The 24,737-nt window shown below is 56.9% G+C and carries 28 protein-coding genes and 1 other annotated feature (1 of these 29 only partly in view); of the genes, 23 read left to right on the top strand and 5 right to left on the bottom strand.

The window, feature by feature from the left end:
* Positions 1-94: a binding site (T-box leader), on the bottom strand; it reaches 152 nt to the left of the window's first position.
* A gap of 295 nt (positions 95-389) precedes the next feature.
* The 3 genes from KDN35_RS02995 to KDN35_RS02985 all read right to left on the bottom strand — a co-directional run bounded on the left by KDN35_RS02995 (position 390) and on the right by KDN35_RS02985 (position 2,252).
* The gene (locus tag KDN35_RS02995) at positions 390-887 is read right to left on the bottom strand and encodes an inorganic diphosphatase (RefSeq protein ID WP_171565531.1); all 498 of its coding nucleotides are present in this window, start codon (positions 885-887) and stop codon (positions 390-392) included.
* Positions 888-1,021: 134 nt separating this feature from the next.
* The gene (locus KDN35_RS02990) at positions 1,022-1,231 is read right to left on the bottom strand and encodes a ferredoxin (RefSeq protein ID WP_171565530.1); all 210 of its coding nucleotides are present in this window, start codon (positions 1,229-1,231) and stop codon (positions 1,022-1,024) included.
* A 103-nt stretch (positions 1,232-1,334) separates the two neighbouring features.
* Positions 1,335-2,252 carry a hypothetical protein gene (locus tag KDN35_RS02985; protein WP_171565529.1) on the bottom strand — a complete coding sequence of 306 codons (918 nt, stop codon included), beginning with the start codon at positions 2,250-2,252 and terminating at the stop codon, positions 1,335-1,337.
* Positions 2,253-2,321: 69 nt separating this feature from the next.
* On the opposite strand from KDN35_RS02985, the gene KDN35_RS02980 reads away from it, so the two are divergent.
* The 7 genes from KDN35_RS02980 to KDN35_RS02950 all read left to right on the top strand — a co-directional run bounded on the left by KDN35_RS02980 (position 2,322) and on the right by KDN35_RS02950 (position 8,697).
* Complete coding sequence (locus KDN35_RS02980) at positions 2,322-3,440, top strand: YpbB family protein (RefSeq protein ID WP_171565528.1); 1,119 nt, start codon at positions 2,322-2,324, stop codon at positions 3,438-3,440.
* Positions 3,437-5,014: a RecQ family ATP-dependent DNA helicase gene (locus tag KDN35_RS02975; RefSeq protein WP_304414370.1), complete on the top strand. Its 1,578-nt coding sequence runs from the start codon at positions 3,437-3,439 to the stop codon at positions 5,012-5,014. Before KDN35_RS02980 ends, KDN35_RS02975 begins: the two co-directional genes overlap by 4 nt.
* Positions 5,011-5,592, top strand: a complete 582-nt coding sequence (locus KDN35_RS02970; protein WP_171565527.1) for a CPBP family intramembrane glutamic endopeptidase — start codon at positions 5,011-5,013, stop codon at positions 5,590-5,592. Before KDN35_RS02975 ends, KDN35_RS02970 begins: the two co-directional genes overlap by 4 nt.
* Positions 5,589-6,290: a LysM peptidoglycan-binding domain-containing protein gene (locus KDN35_RS20060; protein WP_171565526.1), complete on the top strand. Its 702-nt coding sequence runs from the start codon at positions 5,589-5,591 to the stop codon at positions 6,288-6,290. Before KDN35_RS02970 ends, KDN35_RS20060 begins: the two co-directional genes overlap by 4 nt.
* A 61-nt stretch (positions 6,291-6,351) precedes the next feature.
* Positions 6,352-7,257: an NAD(P)/FAD-dependent oxidoreductase gene (locus tag KDN35_RS02960; protein WP_171565525.1), complete on the top strand. Its 906-nt coding sequence runs from the start codon at positions 6,352-6,354 to the stop codon at positions 7,255-7,257.
* Positions 7,258-7,372: 115 nt separating this feature from the next.
* A complete protein-coding gene (locus KDN35_RS02955) occupies positions 7,373-7,840 on the top strand; it encodes a hypothetical protein (protein WP_171565524.1) in 468 nt (155 codons plus the stop codon).
* A 254-nt stretch (positions 7,841-8,094) separates the two neighbouring features.
* Positions 8,095-8,697 carry a genetic competence negative regulator gene (locus KDN35_RS02950; protein WP_171565523.1) on the top strand — a complete coding sequence of 201 codons (603 nt, stop codon included), beginning with the start codon at positions 8,095-8,097 and terminating at the stop codon, positions 8,695-8,697.
* A 66-nt stretch (positions 8,698-8,763) separates the two neighbouring features.
* On the opposite strand, the gene KDN35_RS02945 is transcribed toward KDN35_RS02950, so the two are convergent.
* Positions 8,764-9,510, bottom strand: a complete 747-nt coding sequence (locus KDN35_RS02945; RefSeq protein ID WP_212132028.1) for a PIG-L deacetylase family protein — start codon at positions 9,508-9,510, stop codon at positions 8,764-8,766.
* Between the two features lie 301 nt (positions 9,511-9,811).
* On the opposite strand from KDN35_RS02945, the gene KDN35_RS02940 reads away from it, so the two are divergent.
* Positions 9,812-11,104: a Glu/Leu/Phe/Val family dehydrogenase gene (locus tag KDN35_RS02940; RefSeq protein ID WP_171565011.1), complete on the top strand. Its 1,293-nt coding sequence runs from the start codon at positions 9,812-9,814 to the stop codon at positions 11,102-11,104.
* A gap of 108 nt (positions 11,105-11,212) precedes the next feature.
* On the opposite strand, the gene KDN35_RS02935 is transcribed toward KDN35_RS02940, so the two are convergent.
* Positions 11,213-12,181, bottom strand: a complete 969-nt coding sequence (locus tag KDN35_RS02935) for an asparaginase (protein ID WP_171565010.1) — start codon at positions 12,179-12,181, stop codon at positions 11,213-11,215.
* An 86-nt stretch (positions 12,182-12,267) separates the two neighbouring features.
* On the opposite strand from KDN35_RS02935, the gene prsW reads away from it, so the two are divergent.
* The 15 genes from prsW (at position 12,268) to KDN35_RS02860 (ending at position 24,654) form a co-directional block, all read left to right on the top strand.
* The gene (gene prsW, locus KDN35_RS02930) at positions 12,268-12,942 is read left to right on the top strand and encodes a glutamic-type intramembrane protease PrsW (RefSeq protein ID WP_212132027.1); all 675 of its coding nucleotides are present in this window, start codon (positions 12,268-12,270) and stop codon (positions 12,940-12,942) included.
* A 21-nt stretch (positions 12,943-12,963) separates the two neighbouring features.
* The gene (locus KDN35_RS02925) at positions 12,964-13,125 is read left to right on the top strand and encodes a hypothetical protein (protein WP_212132026.1); all 162 of its coding nucleotides are present in this window, start codon (positions 12,964-12,966) and stop codon (positions 13,123-13,125) included.
* A gap of 399 nt (positions 13,126-13,524) precedes the next feature.
* Positions 13,525-14,889: a germination protein YpeB gene (gene ypeB, locus KDN35_RS02920; RefSeq protein ID WP_212132025.1), complete on the top strand. Its 1,365-nt coding sequence runs from the start codon at positions 13,525-13,527 to the stop codon at positions 14,887-14,889.
* A 118-nt stretch (positions 14,890-15,007) separates the two neighbouring features.
* Positions 15,008-15,691, top strand: coding sequence for a flagellar brake protein (locus KDN35_RS02915; protein ID WP_212132024.1), 684 nt, complete (start codon positions 15,008-15,010; stop codon positions 15,689-15,691).
* Between the two features lie 26 nt (positions 15,692-15,717).
* Positions 15,718-15,900 (top strand): hypothetical protein, encoded by a 183-nt coding sequence (locus KDN35_RS02910; protein ID WP_171565005.1) that lies wholly within the window; start codon positions 15,718-15,720, stop codon positions 15,898-15,900.
* A 145-nt stretch (positions 15,901-16,045) separates the two neighbouring features.
* Positions 16,046-16,717 carry a (d)CMP kinase gene (gene cmk, locus KDN35_RS02905; RefSeq protein WP_171565004.1) on the top strand — a complete coding sequence of 224 codons (672 nt, stop codon included), beginning with the start codon at positions 16,046-16,048 and terminating at the stop codon, positions 16,715-16,717.
* The gene (locus tag KDN35_RS02900) at positions 16,714-17,310 is read left to right on the top strand and encodes a lysophospholipid acyltransferase family protein (RefSeq protein WP_212132023.1); all 597 of its coding nucleotides are present in this window, start codon (positions 16,714-16,716) and stop codon (positions 17,308-17,310) included. The genes cmk and KDN35_RS02900 overlap by 4 nt, the downstream gene beginning before the upstream one ends.
* 156 nt (positions 17,311-17,466) lie before the next feature.
* The gene (rpsA, locus tag KDN35_RS02895) at positions 17,467-18,639 is read left to right on the top strand and encodes a 30S ribosomal protein S1 (protein WP_171565002.1); all 1,173 of its coding nucleotides are present in this window, start codon (positions 17,467-17,469) and stop codon (positions 18,637-18,639) included.
* A gap of 115 nt (positions 18,640-18,754) precedes the next feature.
* Complete coding sequence (gene fni / locus KDN35_RS02890) at positions 18,755-19,819, top strand: type 2 isopentenyl-diphosphate Delta-isomerase (protein WP_212132022.1); 1,065 nt, start codon at positions 18,755-18,757, stop codon at positions 19,817-19,819.
* A 66-nt stretch (positions 19,820-19,885) separates the two neighbouring features.
* On the top strand, positions 19,886-20,521 hold the full coding sequence (locus tag KDN35_RS02885; protein WP_212132021.1) for a YphA family membrane protein: 636 nt from the start codon (positions 19,886-19,888) through the stop codon (positions 20,519-20,521).
* 5 nt (positions 20,522-20,526) lie between these two features.
* A complete protein-coding gene (locus KDN35_RS02880; RefSeq protein ID WP_171564999.1) occupies positions 20,527-21,432 on the top strand; it encodes a YIEGIA family protein in 906 nt (301 codons plus the stop codon).
* A 3-nt stretch (positions 21,433-21,435) separates the two neighbouring features.
* Positions 21,436-21,618 carry a capping complex subunit for YIEGIA gene (locus tag KDN35_RS02875; RefSeq protein ID WP_171564998.1) on the top strand — a complete coding sequence of 61 codons (183 nt, stop codon included), beginning with the start codon at positions 21,436-21,438 and terminating at the stop codon, positions 21,616-21,618.
* A gap of 53 nt (positions 21,619-21,671) precedes the next feature.
* Entirely contained in the window at positions 21,672-22,985 is a 1,314-nt protein-coding gene (der, locus tag KDN35_RS02870) for a ribosome biogenesis GTPase Der (protein WP_212132020.1), read from the top strand.
* 14 nt (positions 22,986-22,999) lie between these two features.
* Positions 23,000-23,605, top strand: coding sequence for a glycerol-3-phosphate 1-O-acyltransferase PlsY (plsY, locus tag KDN35_RS02865; protein ID WP_171564996.1), 606 nt, complete (start codon positions 23,000-23,002; stop codon positions 23,603-23,605).
* A 20-nt stretch (positions 23,606-23,625) separates the two neighbouring features.
* Positions 23,626-24,654: an NAD(P)H-dependent glycerol-3-phosphate dehydrogenase gene (locus KDN35_RS02860; protein ID WP_171564995.1), complete on the top strand. Its 1,029-nt coding sequence runs from the start codon at positions 23,626-23,628 to the stop codon at positions 24,652-24,654.
* The last annotated feature ends 83 nt before the right edge of the window (positions 24,655-24,737 follow it).

Below are 24,737 nucleotides of genomic sequence, written 5' to 3'. Positions count from 1 at the left end.
AAGTGCTCATCCTTGGTGGGAACCACCGATTCGCAGCGACCATCGGCTCTCTGAGGGTTTCCCGTGCCAGGCATCTCTTCGTCATCGTTGTTGAAGTATTGAAGCTGTTTCAGATTTGTAATTTACAATATCACGAGGGTTTGCAGACGTCAAGCAAAAAAAGAACATTACTTAATAAATTAGATTTTTTGTTCGTAAAATAGTAGCGTTTTCACTGGTGGAAGGTGTATTTTTGGGCTAAAAACCGAACGTTATCCAATTGGTTTTATAAAAAATGGAAAATTTCCAGTTGGAATGTTCGGATTTTCCGTGCAGCGGGAGCTGATGTATGCAAAAGCCCTGTGTCTCGGTGCAAGACACAGGGCTCATCGAAGATCGGCTCCACGCGATCAGTTGTTGGCGGCGTAGCGAGCCAGGCACTCGTCGATCAGGGCTGCTGCCTTTTCGGGGCCTTCCCAACCCTCGATCTTGGTGGTTTTGTTCTCCAGGTCTTTGTAGCGCTCGAAGAAGTGGGAGATCTCCTTCAGCACATGCGGCGGCACGTCGTCCAGGGACTTCACATGGTCGAAGCGCGGATCGTCCACCGGAACGCCGAGCAGTTTTTCGTCCTGCCCTTTGTCGTCAGACATGATCAGCACACCGATTACGCGGGATTTGATCACGCAGCCCGGGAAGGTCGGGAACGTGGTCAGCACGAGGATATCCAGCGGATCGCCGTCCAGCGCCAGCGTTTTGTCCAGGTATCCGTATTCGGTCGGATAGTGCATCGGCGAGTAGAGGACGCGGTCCAGGCGGAATACGCCGGCTTCCTTGTCATACTCGTATTTGTTTTGGCTGCCCGCGGGGATTTCGATAAACGCGTCAACGACTTTGTTTTCGAAAGACATCTTTGCTCCTCCTCACAAAAAGATGATTATGTACGGACTGTCCACATTATAGCAGGAACCGGCAGCAAAAGAAAGAAATGAAAAAACCCCCCATGTCTCGAGAGGCATGAGCGGTTTTTTTGTTTGTGGGTAAATTATTCTTCCACCTTAATGGAATCGGTCGGGCATCCTTCTGCAGCGTCGCGAACGTCGTCCTGCAGGATGTCCGGGATTTCAGCGGTGTTTGTGTTGTCATCCAGCTTGTTGTAAGCCAGACCCTCGTCATCGTAATCGAAGACGTCAGGAGCAGTAGCGCCACAAGCACCGCAAGCAATACAGGTTTCTTTGTCTACCCATGTGGTCATCGTGGTTTCACCTCCCATACCCGATGGTACGTCCACTGTCATAACTCATTTTATTCGTTGTATGAAAAGATTTCAAGAATGAATCACATCTAAAAATAGACCCCTATCGGAATATGGGAAGTTCCGGCGTCTTCACGGCCGGGTACAGTTTGAGCTGAAGCTGCTTGAAATCGCCAACTTTCACCATGTCGGCGGTCGTTAACAGCCGGAGGGCTGCATTCACGTCTTGAAGTCCGAGGCTCTGCCATTCGTTGGACGACATCAGCATGTCCAGCCGCGCCGTCAGATCTTCCGGATTGTACGCCGTCCATTGTTTGTGATGGGTCAGCGCGGTTGCGGCCAGGTATGTGCGATAGTGAAACGGGTACTGTTTCCACTGGGCAATGCTGAGTGTCTTCGGCTTTTCTTTCGGCATTGGCTGTTTGGTGACATACGATGACTCCCACAAGGCCAGCGCCTGGTAGAGCAGTTCCTGTCCCTTCAGCCAACTGTTCTGGGACAACGTGAGGCGAGAGGCAATCTCCTCGGGTTCGAGTATATTACTATTCTGATCGGAGAGCAACTGCTCGATACTATCCAAATAAGCCCGGACGCTGTCCAGGAAGATGCTTTGGGACTGGTTCAGCAGGGGAGCGGTGTTGAGTGCCGCCGGTTTCTCCAATTGCTTGATCGTCTCTTTGGCTGCCTTCACCAGTTGGTTGAGCGAATCGGTCCGCTGCTGTGTGTCCATGCGGCTCCAGTCTGCCATCTTGTCAAAGTGGGCTTGCTTCAGTTCCAGCAGCGGAGCGTACACGGCGTAATGAAAACGGATAAAGTCCTGTTCACTGTACAGTTTTTGTTCCCGCAGCAGCTTTTCCTGCTCCAGCATTTGCTTCTCTGTCTGGGAAGCTGCCGCTTGCTGTTCCTCCATCGCAGCTTTCATGTACCGGGCGCCGAAAAAAAATCCGCCAACAAAGCAGGCAAGTGTTATGATGATCATGTACGCAACGAGAAATTCAGATTTGGTTAAACGTTTGTTCATACGATCCTCCAGTATCCTTTTGTACGATAGTAAGTGTGTAGTATGTGGGGAGTGAAAAATCGAGTACCCATGAGCAGTCCTACCTTAGCCGAACTGGAGCATGATTTCATGCAGGCTGTCACCCTCAACGGATTGCGTCCGCTGGCGGGAGAACGGACCATCCAGGCGCTGTATTACATTCTGCGCGGCCGCAAGACCAACCAGACGCTGCAGGATGTGCATTTGTTCGCCCTTTATCCGTATTATCGGATGATTCCCCGCCTTTTGAAAGAGGATTGGGAGAAAATTGTCGACGCACTCATGCAGCAGGGATTGATCCGCCTGGTGAGCCCGCCGGGGGAAGGACGCAAGCCGTCCTATGAACTGACGGAAGCGGGGGAGACCTGCGCCGCAGCCGGACGGGAGAGGTATCAGCTGGGATTCTGGTTCCAGCCGTTTGCCGGGACCGAGGTGGCTGAGCCGCTGGACCTCTTTTGGCGCCGCCTGCACCTGCTCGTCCAGACCGTCTCCCACCTGCTGGCAAACGACTTGTCCTTTCAGCCTGTCGTACAGGACAAGCAGGTGCAGCAGTGGGTGAAGCAGCGTCTGGGAAGACCGGAGCAGCGGGAACGCTGGCAGGAACATCTGGCGGACGAGCTGTACCGCCTGCTGGAACCGCTTCCCGCCTCTGTCCAGGAAGTGGTCGTCGCCCGCTTTTCCGGTGCGGCCCAATCGGGGCAAACCTTGACCCAACTGGCGCTGGACAGGCGGGAAGCCCCTTCGTACATACAGCTGCAATTTCGATACGGGCTGGCGCGGGCGTTGGATGCGCTGCGAAGCGAGAGCGGACGGTTTCCGCTGCTGGCCGAGCTAGCCGGTCCGTCCGGCAGCGGGGAACGGCGGCTGAGCGATAGCGCCGAGCAGACGTACGCGCTCCTGCGACAAGGCTTCTCGGTCGCGGAGATCGCCCAGAGACGAAGAATCAAACCCAGCACGGTGGAGGATCACCTGGCGGAAATCGCCCTGCGCTGCCCGGAGTGGGACTGTTCGCGCTTTCTCTCGCCCGCGTTGGCGGAGAGGATCGTGCAGGCTAGTGAACAGTTGGGCACGAACCGGCTGCGCGTCGTGAAGGACCACCTGGGGCCAGACGTATCCTATCTGCAAATCCGTTTGGCGCTGGCGCGGCGGAAGGGAGGGACGACGACGTGATAAACGGTGATCTGCTGACCCAAGCGCTGCGCCGTCACTTTGGCTATGAAACGTTTCGTCCCGGCCAGCAGGAGATTATTTCTCGCCTGCTGCAGGGAAAAAACGTGCTCGGCCTGTTGGCGACCGGCGGCGGAAAGTCGCTGACGTACCAACTGCCCGCGCTTCTCTTGCCAGGAGTGGTCGTCGTGGTCTCTCCGTTGATTTCCTTGATGGTGGACCAGGTGCAGCAGCTTCGCGCCAGGCGGAAAATTCCCGCTGCCTACCTGAACAGCACCCTGGACCCGGCAGATTCCCGGCAAATCATGCGCGACATCAGAAGCGGCGCCTGCAAACTGCTCTATGTGTCTCCGGAAAAGCTGCAGCAGCCGATCGTGCAGGAGACGCTGCGCAGCGCAGGTGTTTCGATGGTTGCCGTCGACGAAGCCCACTGCATCTCCCAGTGGGGGCATGATTTCCGCACGGACTATCTGCGGCTGCCGGACGTGATAGAGAAGCTCGGCGGTCCGCCGGTACTGGCTGTAACCGCCACCGCCACGACAGCGGTGAGAGAAGAGATATGCCGCTTGTTGAAGATTGAACCGGAGGACGTGGTGGCGCTTCCGCTCAATCGAGCCAATATCGCGATCGACGTGATCGCCGCAGCCAGCGAAGCCGAGCGCCGGGAACAGGTGATGGCCGCGATGGACCGCCTGCGCGGGCCGGGGATTGTCTACTGCAGCACACGGCAGGCTGTGGAGACGCTCGTCGCCGCTTACCAGTTGGACGGAAAAAAACGGGTTCACGCATATCACGGCGGCATGAACAGCATGGAACGGATGCTGGTACAGACGCAGTTTTTGCGCGGAGAGCTGGAAGTGATCGTGGCGACCAACGCATTTGGCATGGGAATCGACAAGGCCGACATCCGCTACGTGATTCACTACCACTTTCCCGCCAGCCTGGAAGCCTACGCCCAGGAAATCGGACGGATCGGCAGGGACGGGGCACCCGGTTATGCTGCGCTGTATTACGTGGCGGATGATTTGCACATTCACGCGCACATGCTGGAAAACGAGTACCCGACTGCAGAAGAGGTGGCCCGCTTTCTTCGCCTGCTGAACAGGGAGGGTTCACTGCCTGCAGAGGTGCTCACCGCGGCGGAGATCGACGCAGACATGGCCCGGCTGCTGTTCTTTTACGCTGAACAGAGCGGCCTGTTGAGGGAAGTGGCGGTCACGCGCGAACAGTACCACTACACCTTGTCCGATGTGCCGTCGGACGGTGAAGCGCTCCAAAACCACGTGCAGCGGGTTTGGCAGGCCACGGAATGGAGCAGGCGGCAAAAGCGGCAAAAGCTGTCGGACATGCTGCGCTGGCTGGAGGGTAGCGGCTGTTTGCGCCGCGAGTTGAACCGGTACTTTGGTGAGGATGACCAATCCTATTCGCTGGCTTGCTGCTCCCGCTGCGGCCTGGAGCTGTCCCCCTATCTGGAGGAGACGCACTTGGCTCGTCCTCCTCAGAGAGAAACGATCTGGAATTTGCGGGAGGCATTGGCCCGGCTGCTGCCGAATCGTAAGGGAGGGAAGGGGCCGTGAAGCGTCGATGGGAAGAATTCGATCCGGCCGCTCTGAGGCTCAATTTGTGGCTGACCCAGTTCATCGTGCTGGCGGTGGCTGCAATCGGCAGCTTATGGGTGCACGGTTGGAAAGGTACCCTGCTGCTGTTTGCGCTGCCGACCCTGCCGGAACTGGCGCGTGCAGGAGCCGTCGCGCTTGCGGTCGTTCTGGCCAGCATCCTGATGGACCGGTATCTGCCGCGACGATGGCAGGATGACGGCGACATTAATGAACGAATTTTTCGCGGTCTGCCTTTTGGGACCACCGCTTTGCTGTGCGCAGTGATCGGAATCGGGGAAGAATGGCTGTTTCGCGGTGTGCTTCTGCCGCTGATCGGCAATGGATGGACAAGTCTGGTCTTTACCCTGGTTCACGTCCGGTACCTGCAAAAGCCGCTGCTTGTCGCAAGCGTCTATGGCACCAGCTGGCTTTTGGGCTGGCTGTTTGAATCGGGCGGGCAGCTCGTCACACCGATACTGGCCCACATGGCGATCGATTTGCTGCTGGCTCTCTACATTCAATACGGATGTGCAAGCGAGAGGAGGAATCAGGAGTGACAAAGGGCAGAAGCAAACGGATGCCGGAAACGTTCCGGGTGAGTCCGGAATCGGACGTGCACGAACTGCCTCCGCGGCGGTTGCGCCACAAAAGGGGGCGGCTCTCATACAAAGCTGTTCTCAGTTCCGGCCTGGCCATTTTCGGCTCGCTGTTTCTCGTGCTGGTGGCCGCAGAACTGTACCAGGCCCATCAAACGTCGTCGAATCCCCCAGGTAATGAGACAGCACGAGCGGAGCAAGCCGCAGCCGGACAGACGTCTGCTATCGCCCAAGCGGACGGCTCGGCTCCGTCTGCTCCCCCCGTCGGTTCGGCCGCTGTCAGTGGCGGTGAGGGAGGACAGGCAGCGGCCATCGTGAACAGCCCAAGCAGCGGATCGCTGCCTAATGAATCGGCGCAGACAAAAGCGAATGCTGTCGCGGGAACGGCGTCAGAAAAGCCTGCCACAGAACAGACAAACGCCACCACTCCTGCCTCCTTCGAGCATACTTCGTCTTCCGGTAAAGTCCAAGCCGCCAAGCCGGCGCCTAAGCCTAAGGTAAAGCGCCACGTCGTTCAAAAGGGGGAGACGCTGTTCATGCTGTCCCGACTCTACTATGGAAACAACGGAGGGGTCTCCCGGATTGCGAGATACAATGGGATTAGTCCGGAGGCCAAGTTGAAAGCAGGTGACGTATTGTCGATTCCTCTGTCGCCGTGATGAGCCGGCAGTCAAACGGACATGCTAAGGGAAAACCGAGAGACGGGCAGGTGACGATGGCATGGTCTTTGACACGATTATCATTGGCGGGGGAATTGCAGGATTGCAGACTGCCATTCAGCTTTCCCGATGCCTGCGTAACGTCGCCGTGGTAGATGCCAACCATGGCAGGTCAACGGTGGCCAAAGCGTACCGCAACATCCTCGGATTTCCCGACGGCGTCAGCGGAAAGGCGCTGCGCGATGCCGGACGAACCCATGCGCTCCGTCTGGGCGTTCGCTTTTTTTCTGACGAGGTGTCAGAGCTCTCGGAACACGAGGGACGTTTTTTTGCCCGTCTCCGCGTCTCCGGTTACCGGCTCGAGGGACGTACAGTGGTGCTGGCAGCAGGAATCAGCGACCCGTTTCCGGACATACCGGGGCTTGTCGACTGTCTCGGAAAATCAATCTTCATCTGCCCCGATTGTGACGGGTACGAGACGGTCGGTCAGGCGACAGCGGTCATCGGAGCTGCTCCGCAAGCGGCAAAAATGGCCGTCCAGCTTCGTTATTACACCGACCGCCTGACGGTGATCAACCACGCCGGATCGCCGCTCGGAGCGCAGGAAGGCGAGACAATCCGATCGCTCTCGATCGACGTGATCAACGAGCGGGTAGAACGGCTTGCACACCAAAACGGAATGCTTACCGGCATCGTCTTGTCCGGCGGCGCCATGTTGTCAGTCAGCCGGGCCTTTCTCGCGTTTCCCGGCGCCCGTGTAAACACAGACTTGCTGCGTCCGTTTGCCGTCCGCTTCAACGAAAAGGGGCACGTCCTGGTCGATCCCCGTACCAAGGAAACAGACCACCGGAATATATGGGCCGTGGGCGACGTGATTCCCCATTCCCAGCAGGTGGCGATCGCAATGGGAGATGGGGCGCAGGCCGCGATCTGGATTCACAAGCGCCTGCAGGAAAGCATCACATAGCATATCACGGGACGGATCGCATTTTGTATTCATTTGGTGACCAGGCACAAGCAACCGCAGTCCACCGTATGCTTTGTTTGATCGAACATGGGCAGTACGGAGGGACATTGGCAAGATGATTACCTACCTGAGAGATTTGCTGCTGGGACTTTTGGCATGGTGGTGCGGAAACGGTGCGATTCGGCTGTTTCCCGTCACGCCGCTTCACCCTGATCGGCTGGGGGACTGGGTTGCCTTTTTGCTGTTCAAGCCGGTCGAACTGGTAATGGCGGCCATCTTGTTTGTGCTGGGGTCGGTCCTGTTGGGTGGACTGATCCGCACCCATGCGGCCGAGGCCATCCGGCGAGGGGTGTTTGGCGAGGGCTGTCTGAACGCTCTGCTGTGCGTATACGCAGGTTTCCTCGGGTACATTCAGTATCTCAAAATGCCCATGCCGACGCTCATTTTCGGCGGAGCTGCAATCTTGATCCTGTTGGTTCGGATGCAGCGCAGGCGGTCGCTGCAGACGGAAATCATTGAATTGATGAAAAGCACGCAGAAGCAGTTCCTGTCCACGGCTTTCCCGGGAAAGCGCAGAATCTGACAGACCTTTACAGAATCAACCGTTCTGCGTGTCCGGTCGACAGGATTCCCGGTTGCTCCTCCCTTCAGCACACACGAATGGACCCGAGCGCTATATTCTTCCGCGCAACTATGTTATGATAGAGCCAGTCCCCTTTTTTTCACGACATTGTGAAAATGGTGGATGGCCGAGGGGTATCCGCCGGAAATGCGGAGAACTCTTACAGGCTCTGGTTCATACTTTGTAATACGACTGGATGGCGAGGAGGGACAGTCATGCGTGTTGAACGCCTTGGTCAAGACAAGATACGGATCTTCCTAACGTTCGACGATCTGTCGGAGCGAGGAATTGAAAAAGAAGACATGTGGCGTGACATTCCAAAGGTACATGAACTGTTCAACGACATGATGGAACAGGCCTACCACGAATTGGGCTTTGAAGTGTCCGGGCCTGTCGCCGTTGAAGTGTTTGCCTTGCCAGCACAGGGAATGGTCGTAATCGTAACGCGCGGCAAAACAGGCTCAATGCTTGAGAAGGAAGAGGAAGAGTACGAGGACGATGACGTATATGAATTGGAAGTCACTCTGGAAGAGAGTGAACTCGTCATCTATTCCTTCCGCGACTTTGAGCATCTGGTTGAAGCAGCTCATCGCATAAACGCGATGTTGACCAATGGCGGAGCCGCTTATTTTTACCAGGGCAAATACTACCTTGTACTGGGAGAGCTCGATTTGGATCAGGAGCAGTACCAGAAGCTGATTGCGATCCTCTCTGAATACGGAGAAGCGACGCCGACTACCGTTTACGTCCTGGAGGAATACGGCAAGGTTGTCGTTGCTGACGACGCTGTCAAGGAGATTTGCAGACATTTTCAGTAAAATGTCTGGCGGACATTCCTGTACAATAAAACAGCACCTAGCGGTTGCTAGGTGCTTTTGCTGTTCTTACAGCCCGGCGAACAGGTCGCTCTCCTTGCCTTCGCGATCGGGCACGTATCCCTTGAGGTTGTGCCAGACGAGCATGAACTGATTCACGGTGCGGACGTTGTCGAGGCGGCCGGCCAGCACCCCCGGGAAAACACGCTCCACGGACATGTGCTGTGTCCGGTGAGCCGCCAGCGCCCGGGCCACCTGCAGGGCGTACTCCGGCGCGCGGATTTCCGTCGTGATCGCTTCGTAGGGATCCGTGCAGGGAGGCACAAACATCCCGGCGGGTGCGCCCGCCGCGTACGTCACGTGATACAGCTTGCGCACCGGAGAGCCGGGAGGAAGCTGTTTGACGGCCTGCGTCGTCGCTGCGGATATGGCCTGATGGTCCGGATGGCCGGAGATGCCATGCGGCGCGAAGGTGACCACGACCTGAGGCTGACAGGAGGCGATGACGGCCTGGATGCGACTGATCAATTCGTCTTCGGGAACGGAGGAGAGCCGTTTGTCAGTGTAGTCGAGGAAAAGCAGGTTGTCGATGCCCAGGATGGTTGCCGCCTCACGCAGTTCCCGCTCCCGGAAGCTCGGCAGTTCGGCTTGTGTGCACAGCGGCGGATCTCCCGCTTTGCCAGCCTCTCCGCGAGTGGCGCACACCAGGGAAATGGTCGTGTCCGGTTGCTGCGCGTACTTGCAAATCGTCACTCCAGACGTGAACGTTTCATCATCTGGATGGGCAAACACAAACAGGATATGTTTTGGTTCCATTACAACCCCTCCGTCTTGCAACATGCTGCTCTGCCGTTTATTATCGCACAACACGGACGATTTGACATGCGCGGGTGTAAGTCGGGGCAATATAATCTTCTATCGTTTCGGGCACGCTAACAGTACTGCCCTGCGTGTGAAGCGCCTCGTTCCGGAACGATTTCAGGACGCGCCCGGGACAGAACAAATACCTGCAAACTCTTTTTCGGAGACAAATGGGAATTTTCATCTTCTCATCCCTGATACAAGCGTGTATACTTAACGGTGGGTCTACCGACAACTATTTTGAGGTGAATATGTAATGGGTAATCAAGAAACGGTAACCGAAAACACCCGAGGGAAAGAACAAAAGGAAGAGAAAGCGAACTTGCTTGAATCTACCCAGACGGTGATCAAGGAAGCACTGGAGAAACTAGGTTACCAGGAATCGATGTATGAACTCCTGAAGGAGCCGCTGCGCGTGCTGACTGTACGCATCCCTGTCCGCATGGATAACGGGGAGGTAAAGGTGTTTACAGGCTATCGCGCCCAGCACAACGACGCAGTTGGACCGACCAAGGGGGGCATTCGTTTCCACCCGGATGTTACAGAGGAAGAAGTTAAAGCGCTTTCTATTTGGATGAGTTTGAAAGCGGGCATCGTCGACCTGCCATACGGCGGCGGGAAAGGCGGAATTATCTGCGATCCTCGTGAAATGTCTTTCCGCGAGCTTGAGCGTCTCAGCCGCGGTTACGTACGTGCGGTCAGCCAAATCGTGGGACCGACGAAAGATATTCCGGCACCAGACGTCTTCACCAACTCTCAAATCATGGCCTGGATGATGGACGAGTACAGCCGCATCCGCGAGTTTGACTCGCCGGGATTCATTACGGGCAAGCCGATCGCGCTGGGCGGTTCGCACGGACGCGAAACAGCGACGGCCAAAGGTGTAACCATCTGCATCCGTGAAGCAGCCAAACGTCGTAACATCGACCTGAAAGGCGCTCGCGTCGTCGTGCAGGGCTTCGGCAACGCCGGCAGCTACCTGTCCAAGTTCATGCACGATGCAGGGGCGAAAGTAATCGGCATCTCCGACGCTTACGGCGCCCTGTACGATCCGAACGGATTGGACATCGATTACCTGTTGGACCGCCGCGACTCGTTCGGCACGGTTACCAAGTTGTTTACCGATACGATTACAAATAAAGAACTGCTTGAGCTGGATTGCGACATTCTCGTTCCGGCGGCGATCGAAAACCAGATCACTGCTGCCAACGCTCACAACATCAAGGCGAAAATCGTGGTGGAGGCAGCCAACGGCCCGACCACGCTCGAAGCGACCAAAATTCTCACCGAACGCGGCATCCTGCTGGTACCTGACGTGCTGGCAAGCGCCGGCGGTGTAACCGTTTCCTACTTCGAATGGGTTCAAAACAACCAGGGTTACTACTGGACCGAAGAAGAAGTTCAGGAGAAATTGGAAAAAGTAATGGTGAAAGCGTTTGAGAACGTGTACACGCTGGCTCAAACGCGCCGTGTTGACATGCGTCTGGCTGCCTACATGGTGGGCGTGCGCAAGATGGCCGAAGCCTCCCGCTTCCGCGGTTGGGTGTAAGAGAATCGGTCAAACGCAAGTGCGAAAAACAAAACCTCCTTGGTTCGTCCAAGGAGGTTTTTGTTTTGAGTGAGGGTGTGAGTGCTGACCGCCTGCAGAAGTCAGCACTTACTGCTCGAACAAGCGCTGCAGTTCGCCAAAGTCGCGGGTCTGCTGCAGCACCACCATCAGCTTGATGCGTGCTTTCTGGCCGTTCAGGCCGTTGGAAAAGACGATGCCCAGCTCTTTCAGCTTGCGGCCGCCTCCCTCGTAGTCGTACACGTCCTGTACCTGGCCATTGTAACAGCGGGAAACCAGGACGATTGGCACTCCCTTGTCCAGGAGCTTACCCAGCACTGGCACGACAGCAGGGGGCAGGTTGCCCAGGCCGAACGCCTCCACCACCAGGCCGTCCACCTGCTGCGTGAAGAGAAAATCCAGCCAGTTTGGGTCCATTCCGGCGACCGCTTTTATCAGCGGCACGTTGGCGTTGGCATGTTCGATCGCATAGTGCTCGCGAACCAGGGGAGCATGGTGGTAGTTGACGCTTTTTTTGGAAATGGTGCCAATCGGGCCGTACGCCGGCGACTGGAACGTGGCCACGTTGCTGGTATGCGTTTTGGTCACGTGGCGGGCAGCGTGGATTTCGTCGTTGAACACGACCAGAACACCCTTGTCGCGGCTTTGCGGATCAGCTGCCACACGTACAGAGGAAATCAGGTTGACCGGGCCGTCTGCGCCCAATTCGTTGCTGCTTCGCATGGCGCCGGTCAGCACGACGGGCACCGTCACCGGCAGGGTGATGTCGAGGAAGTAGGCCGTTTCTTCCAACGTGTCAGTGCCGTGCGTCACGACTACGCCGTCGTAGCCGTGCTGGTCCAGTTCCTGTTGGATAAAGAGACGCAGGTCGTTCATTACGGCAGGAGTGATGTGGGGGCTTGGCAGATTCAAAAAGTTGACCATCGTTACATCCGCATACCGCTGCAAAAAGGGCAGATTTTTTACCACAGCCTGATCGTCCAGCGGTTTGACACCCTCGGATGCGTCGACAGACATGGCGATGGTACCGCCTGTATTGATCACCAGAATTTTTTTCATGTGCCGTCTCTCCTGTAGCGGGGTTTCAATCAAGACGTATTCATGGTACGATGAGTGATAGTCTTGTGTAAAGGAGCAATACGCAGATGATTGCTGTCATCGGAGCGGCGATTGCCCCCGGTATTGCCATTCTAAGCTATTTTTACCTGCGCGACAATCTTCAGCCGGAGCCCATCTCGATGGTCATCCGGACATTTATTTTTGGCGTTTTGCTCGTCTTTCCGGTGATGGTGCTGCAGTACATCATGCAGACCGAGTGGAACTGGCGGAGCGAATTCGTCGCCGACGTGGTACAGTCCGCGGTGGTGGAAGAGTTTTTCAAATGGATGGTCGTTTATTTTACCGCATACAAGCATGTGGAGTTCGATGAGCCGTACGATGGCATTGTGTACGCGGTGGCGGTCTCACTGGGTTTTGCTACGCTGGAAAACTTGTTCTATCTGCTCATCAACGGGCTGGATATCGCGTTTTGGCGTGCGTTGTTGCCTGTGTCGAGCCATGCGCTCTTTGCCGTCTGGATGGGGTATTATCTCGGCCGGGCGAAATTTTCCGGCACAGCGCGAAAAGAGGCCGGATACCTGTGGATCTCGGTGGGGCTGCCGATCGGCCTGCACGCGGTCTACAACGCCATATTTCTTGCAACCCAACACTGGCTTGTGCTCATCGTGCCGTTCATGGCCGTCCTCTGGTGGCAGGGGCTGAAAAAAGTGCAGCGCGCGCACGATTTTGGTTCTAAAACGCTTACCTCCCGTCCACACTAGGACGTAAGGAGGAGGGTCATCGTGCCAAAAAGCCAACGAGCAAAAGTGACGATTCGCTGCAACGTATGTGGAGAAACTTTCACCCTTCGCGGCCGCAGGGAACCCGGCGGCAGTGTGGACACCGGCTTTAAGCAGTGTCTGTGCGACAACGACAAGCATTTCAGCATTCAGGAAGAACCCTGAATCCCCTGCGTGCGGCAGCAGCCAGGGGCGAACATATGGAATGGCGGCGGGGGGATAGCCCTGCCGCAAGCAGCGGGACCGGCAAGCGCCGGTTCTTTTTTTGTCGGTAACACGCTTCGCCCTTTCCATACGCATATGAATAATCCGCTCTCGCTCCACCAACACTATGCAAAGATTTCATTACGTGCCAAGGGGGATGTAAACCGTGCGAACCAAGCTGACTGCCACAAGGCCTGTATCGGCGGCCAGGGGCGGTTTTCCTTGGAAGGCCGGCGGGACCGAAGCGGACAGCGCCCTGGCAGCAAAGGAAGCAACGTGCCGCAGGTTAAACGGTTCGACTGGCACAGTGATGACCGCCAGCAATGCGGCTGGAATTGGTGAAGGGAGGATTGGATAAAAATGGGATACGGAACGGTTGCGCGCGTCCTCTTTCCCGTCGCCTTGGTTGCGCTTGTCGGTGTCGGGGTGTGGGGCTATCAGGAGCACAACGAAAAAAACTCCATTTTGATCAAGGCGGAAAACCAGTATCAGCGTGCCTTTCACGATTTGAACTACCACATCGACAACTTGCATGACGAATTGGGTAAATCGCTGGTTATCAACACGCGCAGGCAGATGACCCCCTGCCTCACCAATGTCTGGCGGCTTGCCAACGAGGCCCGGTCGGAGGTCGGTCAACTGCCGCTGACCTTGATGCCGTTCAACAACACGGAAGAGTTTTTGTCCCGCGTCGCTGACTTTTCATACCGGGTAGCGGTGCGCGATCTGGACAAGGAGCCGCTGACAGCAAAGGAGTACCAGACGCTGAAAGAGCTGCACAAACACTCCAAAAACATCCAGAACCAGTTGCGCAACGTGCAGGCCAACGTGTTTGCCAAACAACTGCGCTGGATGGACGTGGAGACGGCGTTGGCCTCGGACGACAAAAAATCGGACAACACGATTATTGACGGGTTCCGCACGATTGAAAAAAACATGTCGAAAAACCCCGAGATCGACTGGGGCGTCGGCATTCGGAGCCTGGAAACAAAAAAACTGAAGCGGATCAAAGGTATCGATGGCAAACCGATTGACAAGGAAGAGGCGAAGCGGATCGCGCTGGCATTCACAGGATTGAATCCCGCGGAAGCGACGGTTGAAGTGGACGATAACGGCAAGGCCGAAGGGTACACCGCCTACAGCGTCCGGATAACCTCCAAGAAAGCGGGCGCCCCGATCAACCTGGATGTGACCAAACGGAGCGGAAAAGTTGTCTGGATGATGAACGAACGGGAAGTCGGCGAAGAACGCATCAGTCTGGACGAAGCGGAGGAAAGCGCGCGCAAGTTTTTGCGGGATCACGGGTTCGGCAACATGGTGGTGTCGGAAAGCGACACCTATGACAGAATCGGCATCTTTACCTTCGTGCCGGAGCAAAACGGGGTGCGCCTCAACCCCGATGCCGTCACGGTCAAAACGGCGCTGGACAACGGCTCCGTCATCGCATTCAATGCGGCCGAATACCTGTTCAATCACAAGCCGCGCAAGCTGCCCAAGCCGCGCGTGACCAAGGAACAGGCAAGAGCCAGGGTGAATCCCGCCGTCAATGTGAAAAGTCAGCGTTTGGCCTTGATCGAGAGCAAGGACGACGGCCGGGACGTGCTGTGCTGGGAAATCACCGGGACGTATGAGGACAGCACCTACACGGTTTACATCAACGCCTTGACCGGAGATGAGGAAGACATCATCAAAATGGACACCGGTGCAGAGGGAGAGGCGGGATAAATCCTCTGCCCCATCGAAATAGGGAAAGACGGGGGATGTCCGGCTTTCCCTATTTGCCGTTTCCAAAGAAAACAGGTTATAATAAACAGGTGAGGAGAAAAGGGGGAACATTCCGTACATGAAGCTGCCACGAATTGGACAAACACTCCGACTGAGCCTTGTCCACGCTTCCGAAGAGCGAAACGGCCAGACGTTCAAGACCCGGGTCGCCGATCTGACGGAGGAACACATCGTCATCGAGCTTCCAATCAGTGAGGCAACGGGCAGAACCGGCCCCTTTCCTGTAGGGACCGAATGCAACGTGTGGTACATAGGCGATGACGGCTCCCGCTATGAGTTCCGCACTGTCATCAACGGCAGGCAAAGCGAAAACATTCCCGTCCTGTTGATCAGGAAGCCGGAAAAAACCGCGGTGAAACGAACACAGCGGCGCAGTTACCTGCGCATCAACACGGCGGTGGAAATTGCCGTCAAAACGACAGACCCTGTTCGGCGCTATCATTTCCTTACGCGGACGATTAATCTGAGCGGGGGCGGCATCTCGTTTACGTGCGAAGCATCCTATCGGCTGCAGGTAAAAGATCGGCTGCAGGTGTGGATGGCACTGCCCGGAAAAAACGGACAAGTACAGCACGCTTATGGCGTGGTGGAAATCGTCCGCTGCAATCCCGCGGAGGAAAAGGGTCTGCATCAGTGGATCTCCGGAAAGTTTGTGCAGATCAGCGAAGCGGACCGGGCGAAAATTGTCCGCGCCTGTTACGAACGGCAGCTTGATTGGCGGAAAAAAGGTGTACTCGATTGATGGCAACGAGAGAAGGATGATCCCCGATGGCCAACGACTTCGACTCGCGTTATTGCCGATTCTCGCGGCGCGTGGAAAAGGGAATCATGGCGCTGATCGTCATCAGCGTTATCATGCTGGCGTGCGGGGAATTGCTGATCGAGTTCGAACCGGTTCGCGCCTTTTTCGTGGAGACCCATTGGCTGGAGGGGGTGCCCGGACGCCCCTAAAGGTTTGCGCGTGCTTCCATACTATGGTACTATTAAAGATAACATAGAGTGGCGACGACGCGAATGGGGCTTCGACAGAAGCTTTTCTTGTTTCTATTTTTCTACATTTCTTCCAGGACTTTCATACATAGCAGGTGAGAACAAAATGAACATTGCAATCGACGGTCCGGCCGGGGCGGGGAAAAGCACCGTTGCTCAACAGGTGGCAAAACGGCTGGCGTACTTGTATATCGACACGGGCTCGATGTACAGGGCGCTGGCGTGGGCAGTGCTGAACAACCGCATTCCGATCGACGACGAAGCAGCGGTATCCGAACTGCTGCGGTCAAGCGACATCCGGCTCGAACGGGAACGCGACAGCCAGCGCGTATTCTGGAACGGCCAGGACATCACCGACCAGATCCGCACGCCCGAAGTGAGCCAGTACGCGTCCATCGTCGCCAGCTACCCGTCCGTACGTGAGCAGATGCTGGTGCTGCAGCGTCAAATGGCAGCAGGCGGCAACGTCGTCATGGACGGGAGGGACATCGGCACCCACGTGCTGCCGGATGCCGATGTAAAAATTTTCCTGACTGCTTCTACCCGGGAACGTGCCGAGCGGCGGTTGAAAGAACTGCTGGCGAAGGGGCTCCAAACCGATCTGGCTACGCTGGAAGCGGAGATCGCCGAACGGGACAAGCGGGATATGGAGCGGGAAGCGGCTCCCCTGCGCCAGGCGGCGGACGCTGTGCTGGTGGACACGACAGGGATGACGATCGAACAGGTCGTGGAGCAAATCTTGAAAATTTGCGAACGGTCGGGTGAGTCGATACAGTGAGGACGTATCGTTTTTTTCACAGCCTGTTCCGCGCCTTATTTTCCATCATCTTTCGTTGGCAAGTAATCGGCGCTGAACATATACCTAAGAAAGGCCCTGTTATTCTCTGTGCCAATCACATCTCGCTGTGGGACCCGCCCCTTTTGGGTGCGGGAATTGACCGACCGGTGCACTTTATGGCAAAAGAGGAGCTGTTCCGCATACCGATCCTCTCCTACTTCATCACCAAGTTTGGCGCTTTTCCCGTCAAGCGGGGGGCTGGCGACCGCGCTGCCATCCGCACCGCCCTCAAGCTGCTGGAAGATGGAAAAATCTTTGGAATTTTTCCGGAAGGGACCCGCAGCAAAACGGGGAAACTGGGACCGGGCATGCCAGGAGCGGCCATGTTTGCCCTGAAATCGGAGGCCGTGGTCATACCGGTGGCGATTATCGGCAACTACAAATGGTTCCGCCCGATCAAAATCGTGTACGGCCCGCCCATCGACCTGTCCGCGCAGCGTGCAGCAAAACCGGGGTCCGATACCCTCAAGGAGACTACCGACCTGATCATGGCTCATATTCAGTCACTGCTCGATCAGCACCGTTCATCGTGAGTCGGTATAGAAATAACAAAGGGTAGAATACTAAATCTGTTGGAACTTCTTGGCTTGTCAACTAACTGCTAGCCTACCGGCGGTAGTTAAAAATATACTGCTCCCGCTTCTTTTTAGACAGCATGGGACTGGATGGTATTTAAGGAGGTTTTATTCATGATGGAAGAAAGCAACGTAAGCCTGACGGATGCAACAACCATTTCCGTAGGGGATGTAGTGAAGGCTACCGTCACCAAAGTGGAAGACAAACAGGCTTTGGTAGACGTAGGCTACAAATACGACGGCCTGATTCCGATCAGCGAGCTCTCTCCGCTGCACGTGGAGAAGGTGTCCGACGTGGTTTCGGTTGGCGACACCTTTGACGTAAAGGTGCTGAAGCTGAACGACGAGAAAGAAGAACTGGTCGTATCCAAGAAAGCCGTCGCCATGGAAGCAGCGTGGGCGGACCTGGAGAAAAAGATGGAATCCGGAGAAATCATTGAAGCCGAAATCAAGGAAGTAGTGAAAGGCGGTCTCGTCGTAGACGTAGGCGTGCGCGGCTTCATTCCGGCCTCCATGGTGGAACGCCACTTCGTGGAAGACTTTTCCGATTACAAAGGGAAGACGCTGCGGCTGAAAGTGGTGGAGATGGACAAGGAAAAGAACAAAGTGATCCTGTCTCACAAAGCGGTGCTGGAAGAAGAAGCAAAACAGCAAAAACAAGCCGTACTGGAACGCCTGCAGCCGGGTCAGGTGCTGGAGGGAACCGTACAGCGCATGACTGATTTCGGTGTGTTCGTCGACATCGGTGGTGTAGACGGTCTGGTGCACGTGTCCGAACTGGCTTGGCACCGCGTGGAAAAACCGTCCGACGTCGTCAAGGAAGGCGATAAGGTACAGGTAAAAGTGCTGAAAGTTGACAAGGAAAACGAGCGAATCAGCCTGAGCATCAAGGAGACCCAGCCTGGTCCCTGGGCAACGGTGGGCGAACAGTTCAAGCGGGGAGATATTGTGACTGGCACCGTAAAACGCCTCGTCTCCTTCGGCGCTTTTGTGGAAATCGCTCCGGGCATCGAGGGACTGGTGCACATCTCGCAAATCGCCAACCGCCGCGTCGCAACGCCGGGTGAAGTGCTGAAGGAAGGCCAAGAGGTGCAGGTGAAAGTGCTGGATGTCGTTCCCTCCGAGCAGCGCGTCAGCCTCAGCATTCGCGCCGTCGAAGAGGAGCGCGCCGAGCAGGCGGAGCGTGCCAGCAAACGGGAACAACAGCAGTTCCAGCAGGAAAACAACCAGCCGCTGGGCGTTACGCTGGGCGAACTGTTTGGCGATCTGAAAGAAAAATTGAAGTAAATACCGAGGGGATACGCGCAGGCGTATCCCTTTTTTATAGGTCTTTATAGATCCATTCCGCCGTGGGCATTGCCCATGACGGACGAGGAGGGCTAGTTTTATACGGGAGGCGGACATGGAGCGATCGAAGCGAAAAGTGGAGCATATCGAGTACGCATTGGCGACGGCGGAAGCACACAGAAACGCCTGGGACGACCTGTCGTTTGTGCCAAACAGTTTACCGAATATATGTTATGGTAACACGAAAGTGGAAACGGATATCCCTCCGTTTCGTCTCTCGTCCCCTTTCCTGATCAATGCGATGACTGGGGGAGCGGCTGCCGTCACCGAGATCAACCGGCTGCTGGCGATCGTCGCCCGGGAAAAGGGACTGGCGATGGCCGTAGGCTCGCAAATGGCGGCGCTGCGCGATCCGGCCGTGGTGGAGAGCTATGCGGTGGTGCGTCGGGAAAATCCGGACGGCATCGTGTTTGCCAATCTGGGGGCGGAAGCGACGGTGGAAGAGGCTCAGCGTGCGGTGGAGATGATTCGCGCCGACGGTCTGCAGATTCATCTCAACGTCTTGCAGGAACTTTTGATGCCGGAAGGAGACCGCGATTTTACCGGCTATCTGGAACGGATTCGCGCGATTCGCGAGGCGATCGGGGTGCCGGTGATTGTCAAGGAAGTGGGGTTTGGCATGTCCCGCCGCACGATCGAGCAGCTGGCCTCCGCCGGTGTCTCGATCATCGACGTGGGCGGCAGGGGCGGCACCAATTTTGCCAAAGTGGAAAATCAGCGCCATTCTGCGCCGCTGACCATGTTTGAAAGCTGGGGGCTGTCTGCGCCGGAGAGCCTGCTGGAAGCGGATAACTGCCGCCTGGATGGGGTCCGTCTGATCGCAACAGGCGGGATTCGGCACGGGCTGGATGCGGCCAAGGCGCTGGCGTTGGGAGCTTCCGCCGTGGGCGTGGCGGGTGCCCTGTTGCGCCTGGTGACGAACGTGCCGTTGGAGGCGTGCCTTGCCGCTGTCGATGCCTGGCATCATCAACTGCGGGTGGCGATGACGGCGCTGGGTGTGTCGGAGCTGATTGAATTGCGGCGGGTGCCGGTATTGATCACGGGCGTGACGGCGGAGCGGGCGCGGCTGCGCGGCTGCAAACCGGAGCGTTATGCCCGCCGGGACGAGGAACCGTTTTGATTGGCTCATGAAAGATCGCCAGATGAGGCATACTTTGGAAGACATCCGCAACGTGAGGAGATGGACATGAACGAGGGAACGCTTGCGATCCTCATCCAGTGGTGTTTTCTCTGTCTCGTCTGGATGGGCAGTTTCGACCGGCCGCTGAAGCGTTGGGGCGTGTCGCGCGCGGGCACCCTGGCTGTGCTCGCCGCGTTTCTCGCATGCTCGTTTGTCAGCTGGCAGATCACGTTTCTGCCCGTGCAGGTCAGCCTCAGCGGAACGATTCTGCCTCTTCTTTGCGGCGGTTGGTTGTACGGACGGTTGGCCAAAGAGAAACGACGCCTCTATTTGCTGGCTGGTGCCGCTGCAGGCTTGGCACTGTTCTGGTTGCGCTGGCTCTTTTTTACCGACCCGGTTCTGCAGGTGTGGGACGAAACGGTCCTCCTGCCAACAGCGGCGGTGCTGGCCGTGTTTGCCATCGCTCGCCGCGGACTGGCCCGCCTCTATTTGCTCGCCGTCTCCCTTCCCGGTGCCGATGTGCTGTATGCACTGTATGTGTGGAAGCTGTCGGGAACCTGTGAGATCGGCGGCGGCTATGCGCAAGATCTGTTGTGGAGCGCTGTCTCGCTTTGGAGTCTGACCGGATCGACACTGGCAGCCGTCAGACGACTGTTTGGATACCGGGAGACAGAAACGTCCCATTCCGATACGCACAGGTGATGCCGATGTTTCGAGAACTGCTTGCCAATGAGTACATCATTCCACTCACGATAGGGCTGAGTTTTGGCATTCTCTGCCGGCTGTATCTGCTTCGCACAGATTACCGGCAGTATCCGACCTTTCCCCACGGCAAGATCATCCACATCTCCCTGGGGGTGATCGCGTCTGCGCTGGGGGCGCTGGCCGTGCCGTCGCTGCTGAAGCAGGACTACACTGCGGTCACCTTTCTGACCTTAGCGGCCCAACAGTTTCGCGATGTCCGCAACATGGAGCGGACGACGCTTACGGAGATCGACAAGCGGGAGCTGGTGCCCCGGGGCGGACCGTACATCGAGGGAATTGCGATGGTGTTTGAAGGGCGCAACTACCTGGTCATTTTCACCTCACTGTTGACGACGTTTGCCACCGTGCTGTTCAACTGGTGGGGAGGCTGCCTGGTGGGGATCGCGGCACTGGTCATCTCCCGCCTGCTCAAATCCGGCCAAACCCTCGGCAGCATCGTGGAGGTGCAGCCGGCTGACGTGCGGGTAGAGGGGAAAAACCTGTACGTAGGCGACATATACATCATGAACGTCGGCCTGAAGGAGGCCCAGGAACTGATTCAAAAACGGGGCATGGGTTTCATTCTGGTGCCCAAGGATGACAACGCCTCCGTCTCCATTGCCCATCCGGGTCAGCGGCAGGCGATTTTGCACGACGTGGCGACGCAGATGGGGGTGTTTACCGACGAGGGAGAGCCGTCACTCACACCGCTGGTGAAACGGGATCTGGAGACAGGTCGCTTGGGCGTGTTCTTGCTTCCGCAGGTGCCTAGCCGCGAGCGGGCCAAAGCGGTCATAGAAGCGGTGCCGATTCTGGAGAGCGTCTATCGCATGCCGAATGAGGTACAGCCGGTCGAACAAGGAGGGTAGTGCATGTCCGCCAGAATCGTAGCAGTGGTTACCACCAACAAAGAGCACGTCGCCGGGGGCGTTCCCGTCTTTGTCGTTCCCAGCCGGGAGCGGATGCAGCAGACGGCTTTTACACTGGAAAAAGTGATGGACGCGATGGTGCACGAGTTGGATGACGAGACGCTGATCGTTGTTCGTCACAACTAGAGTGTGGTATGATTAGCTAGTCAAAACAGATATGAGAGAGAGTGTTGTCAACTATGGGATTGCCAGTGGTAGCCATTGTGGGTAGACCCAACGTGGGCAAGTCCACGATTTTTAACCGATTGGTCGGTGAGCGCATCGCCATCGTGGAGGACAAGCCGGGCGTGACCCGCGACCGCCTGTACGGGAAGGGGGAATGGCTGAACCGCTACTTCCACGTCATCGATACCGGCGGCATCGAATTTGGTGAGACCGACGCAATTCTCACACAAATGCGCCACCAGGCGGAACTGGCCATCGACGAGGCAGACGTCATCCTGATGGTGACCGACAGCCGCGCCGGCGTAACCGATGCCGATCAGGAACTGGCGCGCATGCTGAACCGCACCGGGAAGCCGATCGTTTTGATCGTCAACAAGATCGACAATCCGGACATGCGTGCTGACATTTACGACTTTTACACGCTGGGACTGGGCGATCCATTCCCTGTTTCCGGCAGTCACGGGCTTGGCTTGGGCGACGTGCTCGAAGAGGTGGTGAAGCACTTCCCGGGAGGAGAGGAAGAAGAGCGGGACGACGACGTAATCCGCATCGCCATCATTGGGCGGCCCAACGTAGGGAAATCTTCACTCACCAACGCGATCCTTGGTGAAGAGCGCGTCATCGTCAGCGATGTGGCCGGCACGACGCGGGATGCCATCGACACGCCGTTTGAGCGCGACGGGCAGCACTACATTTTGATCGACACTGCCGGGATGCGCAAACGGGGCAAAGTATATGAAACGACGGAAAAATACAGCGTGATGCGGGCGATGAAGGCGATCGAAGAGTCGGATGTCGTGCTGGTCGTCCTGAATGGGGAAGAAGGCATTATCGAGCAGGACAAGAAGATCGCCGGGTACGCCCACGAAGCAGGCCGCGCCGTGATTATCGTTGTCAACAAATGGGATGCGGTCGAAAAGGACGACAAGACGATGCTTCGCTTCACCGAGTTGATCCGGGAAGAGTTCAAGTATCTGGATTACGCGCCGATTCTGTTTGTCTCGGCCAAAACCAAGCAGCGGATTCACACGATTTTGCCGAAAGTCAACCAGGTGGCGGAAGCGCATTCGATGCGCGTCTCCACATCGGTGCTGAACGATCTGATCACGGACGCGACGATCATGACACCGCCGCCGTCGGACCGGGGCAAGCGGCTGAAAATCAACTACGCGACCCAGGCGGCCGTCAAACCGCCAACCTTCATTCTGTTTGTCAACGACCCGGAACTGATGCATTTCTCCTATGAGCGTTACATTGAAAACAAAATACGGGAGGCGTTTGTCTTCGAAGGCACGCCGATCCGGATTTGGACGCGCAAAAAAACATAGGGAGAGGAAACAACATGCTGTTTTTGTCCTGGGTGATCAGTTACCTGATCGGCTCGATCAGCTTCAGTTATCTTATTGCCAAAAAGATTGCGGGCATTGACATTCGCGCCCACGGCAGCGGAAACGCAGGCGCGACCAATACCCTGCGCGTTCTGGGAAAAGGACCGGCCGTCGTCGTGCTGGTCCTGGACGCGCTGAAGGGACTGGCCGCGATGGGCATCACGCACCTGCTGACAAACGGCGATCCGACGGCGTACGCGATGTCCGGGCTGTTTGCCATCGTCGGGCATAACTGGCCTGTCTATTACGGATTTCGCGGGGGGAAGGGTATCGCCACCACGCTGGGTGTGGCACTGGGCTTCTCTCCGTTGGCCTTTCTCATCTCGGTCATCGTCACCGTTGTGGTCATTGCTCTGACGCGATATGTGTCGCTGGGTTCGCTCGTGTTTGTGACACTACTGCCGGTGTGTCTGTATTTTCTCGCCAAGGACATGGCGTTCGTCTGGGTCAGCATTGCCCTTGCTGTCTTCGCCTACGTCCGCCATTACAACAATATCCAAAATCTTCTTGCAGGCAGAGAGCGCAAACTGGGGGAACCGTCCCAGCGCAATCTGCAGTAAGGTAACGTGGAGGGAATCATGTGAGTCAGGATGTTGCTGTTATCGGCGCCGGCAGTTGGGGTACGGCGCTGGCCTCGGTCTTGGCGGATAACGGCCATCGCGTAAACGTCTGGGTGCGCGATCCGAAACTGGCCGACGAGGTCAATACCCGTCATACCAATGAAAAATACCTGCCGCGCGTAATGCTGTCACCCGGGATTCGTGCCTCGGTCGATCTGCGGGAGGTCGTGTCGGACAAACCGGTTGTGCTGTTGGCCGTCCCCTCGCACGCGATGCGGCAGGTGACGCGCGAGCTTGCGCCATTTTTGCGTCCGGATGTGCTGCTGATTCACGCCGCCAAAGGCTTTGAACTGGAGAGTTTGAAGCGCATGACGGAGGTGATCGGCGAGGAAGTGCCCGAGCCGATCGGCAAAGGAGTCGTTGTGCTGACAGGACCGAGCCATGCAGAGGAAGTGGTGCGCCGGTCGCCGACCACGGTAGTCGTCGCTTCCGCTTGCGAGGACCGCATGCTGCGCGCACAGGACCTGTTCATGAACGCGTATTTCCGCGTCTATACCAACCCCGACCTGGTCGGAGCGGAGATTGCCGGGGCCCTGAAGAACATCATCGCGCTGGGAGCGGGGATGTCCGACGGGCTGGGATTTGGCGACAACGCCAAAGCAGCGCTGCTCACCCGCGGCCTGGCGGAAATTACCCGGCTTGGTATCAAACTGGGCGCCATGCCGCTGACGTTTGCCGGACTGGCCGGCGTGGGCGACCTGATCGTCACCTGCACGAGCAAGCACAGCCGCAACTGGCGGGCCGGATATCTGCTTGGCCAGGGAAAACCGCTGGACGAGGTGCTGGAGCAGATGGGCATGGTGGTGGAAGGCGTGCGCACGACCAAAGCCGCGTACGCGCTGGCCAGCCGCAATCAGGTGGACATGCCGATCGCCTCGGTGCTGTACGGGATTTTATTTGAAGGCAAGTCGCCCCGTCAGGGCGTGGAAGAACTGATGGGACGCGGCCGCACGCGCGAAATGGAATACCTCGGGCCGTTTGGCGTGTAAAGTCACGGACGTTCGCTCACCATATTAGGCTCCTGTACATACGTTATTGATGTGGCAGTATTGCCTAAGCCGTAAGGAGGAGC

The sequence above is a fragment of the Brevibacillus sp. NL20B1 genome (genome assembly GCF_018195675.1).
Lineage (GTDB): Bacteria > Bacillota > Bacilli > Brevibacillales > Brevibacillaceae > Brevibacillus > Brevibacillus aydinogluensis.
This window is presented reverse-complemented; position numbering and strand designations above follow the sequence as displayed.

Bases quoted from the DNA above. Each gene is read 5' to 3' on its own strand.
- plsY (WP_171564996.1), top strand. From the start codon at position 23,000: ATGCTGTTTTTGTCCTGGGTGATCAGTTACCTGATCGGCTCGATCAGC.
- der (WP_212132020.1), top strand. From the start codon at position 21,672: ATGGGATTGCCAGTGGTAGCCATTGTGGGTAGACCCAACGTGGGCAAG.
- rpsA (WP_171565002.1), top strand. From the start codon at position 17,467: ATGATGGAAGAAAGCAACGTAAGCCTGACGGATGCAACAACCATTTCC.
- KDN35_RS02880 (WP_171564999.1), top strand. From the start codon at position 20,527: ATGTTTCGAGAACTGCTTGCCAATGAGTACATCATTCCACTCACGATA.
- KDN35_RS02945 (WP_212132028.1), bottom strand. From the start codon at position 9,510: ATGGAACCAAAACATATCCTGTTTGTGTTTGCCCATCCAGATGATGAA.
- fni (WP_212132022.1), top strand. From the start codon at position 18,755: ATGGAGCGATCGAAGCGAAAAGTGGAGCATATCGAGTACGCATTGGCG.
- KDN35_RS02955 (WP_171565524.1), top strand. From the start codon at position 7,373: ATGATTACCTACCTGAGAGATTTGCTGCTGGGACTTTTGGCATGGTGG.
- KDN35_RS02980 (WP_171565528.1), top strand. From the start codon at position 2,322: ATGAGCAGTCCTACCTTAGCCGAACTGGAGCATGATTTCATGCAGGCT.
- cmk (WP_171565004.1), top strand. From the start codon at position 16,046: ATGAACATTGCAATCGACGGTCCGGCCGGGGCGGGGAAAAGCACCGTT.
- KDN35_RS02950 (WP_171565523.1), top strand. From the start codon at position 8,095: ATGCGTGTTGAACGCCTTGGTCAAGACAAGATACGGATCTTCCTAACG.
- KDN35_RS02910 (WP_171565005.1), top strand. From the start codon at position 15,718: ATGGCCAACGACTTCGACTCGCGTTATTGCCGATTCTCGCGGCGCGTG.
- KDN35_RS02940 (WP_171565011.1), top strand. From the start codon at position 9,812: ATGGGTAATCAAGAAACGGTAACCGAAAACACCCGAGGGAAAGAACAA.
- KDN35_RS02875 (WP_171564998.1), top strand. From the start codon at position 21,436: ATGTCCGCCAGAATCGTAGCAGTGGTTACCACCAACAAAGAGCACGTC.
- KDN35_RS02985 (WP_171565529.1), bottom strand. From the start codon at position 2,252: ATGAACAAACGTTTAACCAAATCTGAATTTCTCGTTGCGTACATGATC.
- KDN35_RS02935 (WP_171565010.1), bottom strand. From the start codon at position 12,181: ATGAAAAAAATTCTGGTGATCAATACAGGCGGTACCATCGCCATGTCT.
- KDN35_RS02995 (WP_171565531.1), bottom strand. From the start codon at position 887: ATGTCTTTCGAAAACAAAGTCGTTGACGCGTTTATCGAAATCCCCGCG.
- KDN35_RS02960 (WP_171565525.1), top strand. From the start codon at position 6,352: ATGGTCTTTGACACGATTATCATTGGCGGGGGAATTGCAGGATTGCAG.
- KDN35_RS02915 (WP_212132024.1), top strand. From the start codon at position 15,008: ATGAAGCTGCCACGAATTGGACAAACACTCCGACTGAGCCTTGTCCAC.
- ypeB (WP_212132025.1), top strand. From the start codon at position 13,525: ATGGGATACGGAACGGTTGCGCGCGTCCTCTTTCCCGTCGCCTTGGTT.
- KDN35_RS02990 (WP_171565530.1), bottom strand. From the start codon at position 1,231: ATGACCACATGGGTAGACAAAGAAACCTGTATTGCTTGCGGTGCTTGT.
- KDN35_RS02885 (WP_212132021.1), top strand. From the start codon at position 19,886: ATGAACGAGGGAACGCTTGCGATCCTCATCCAGTGGTGTTTTCTCTGT.
- prsW (WP_212132027.1), top strand. From the start codon at position 12,268: ATGATTGCTGTCATCGGAGCGGCGATTGCCCCCGGTATTGCCATTCTA.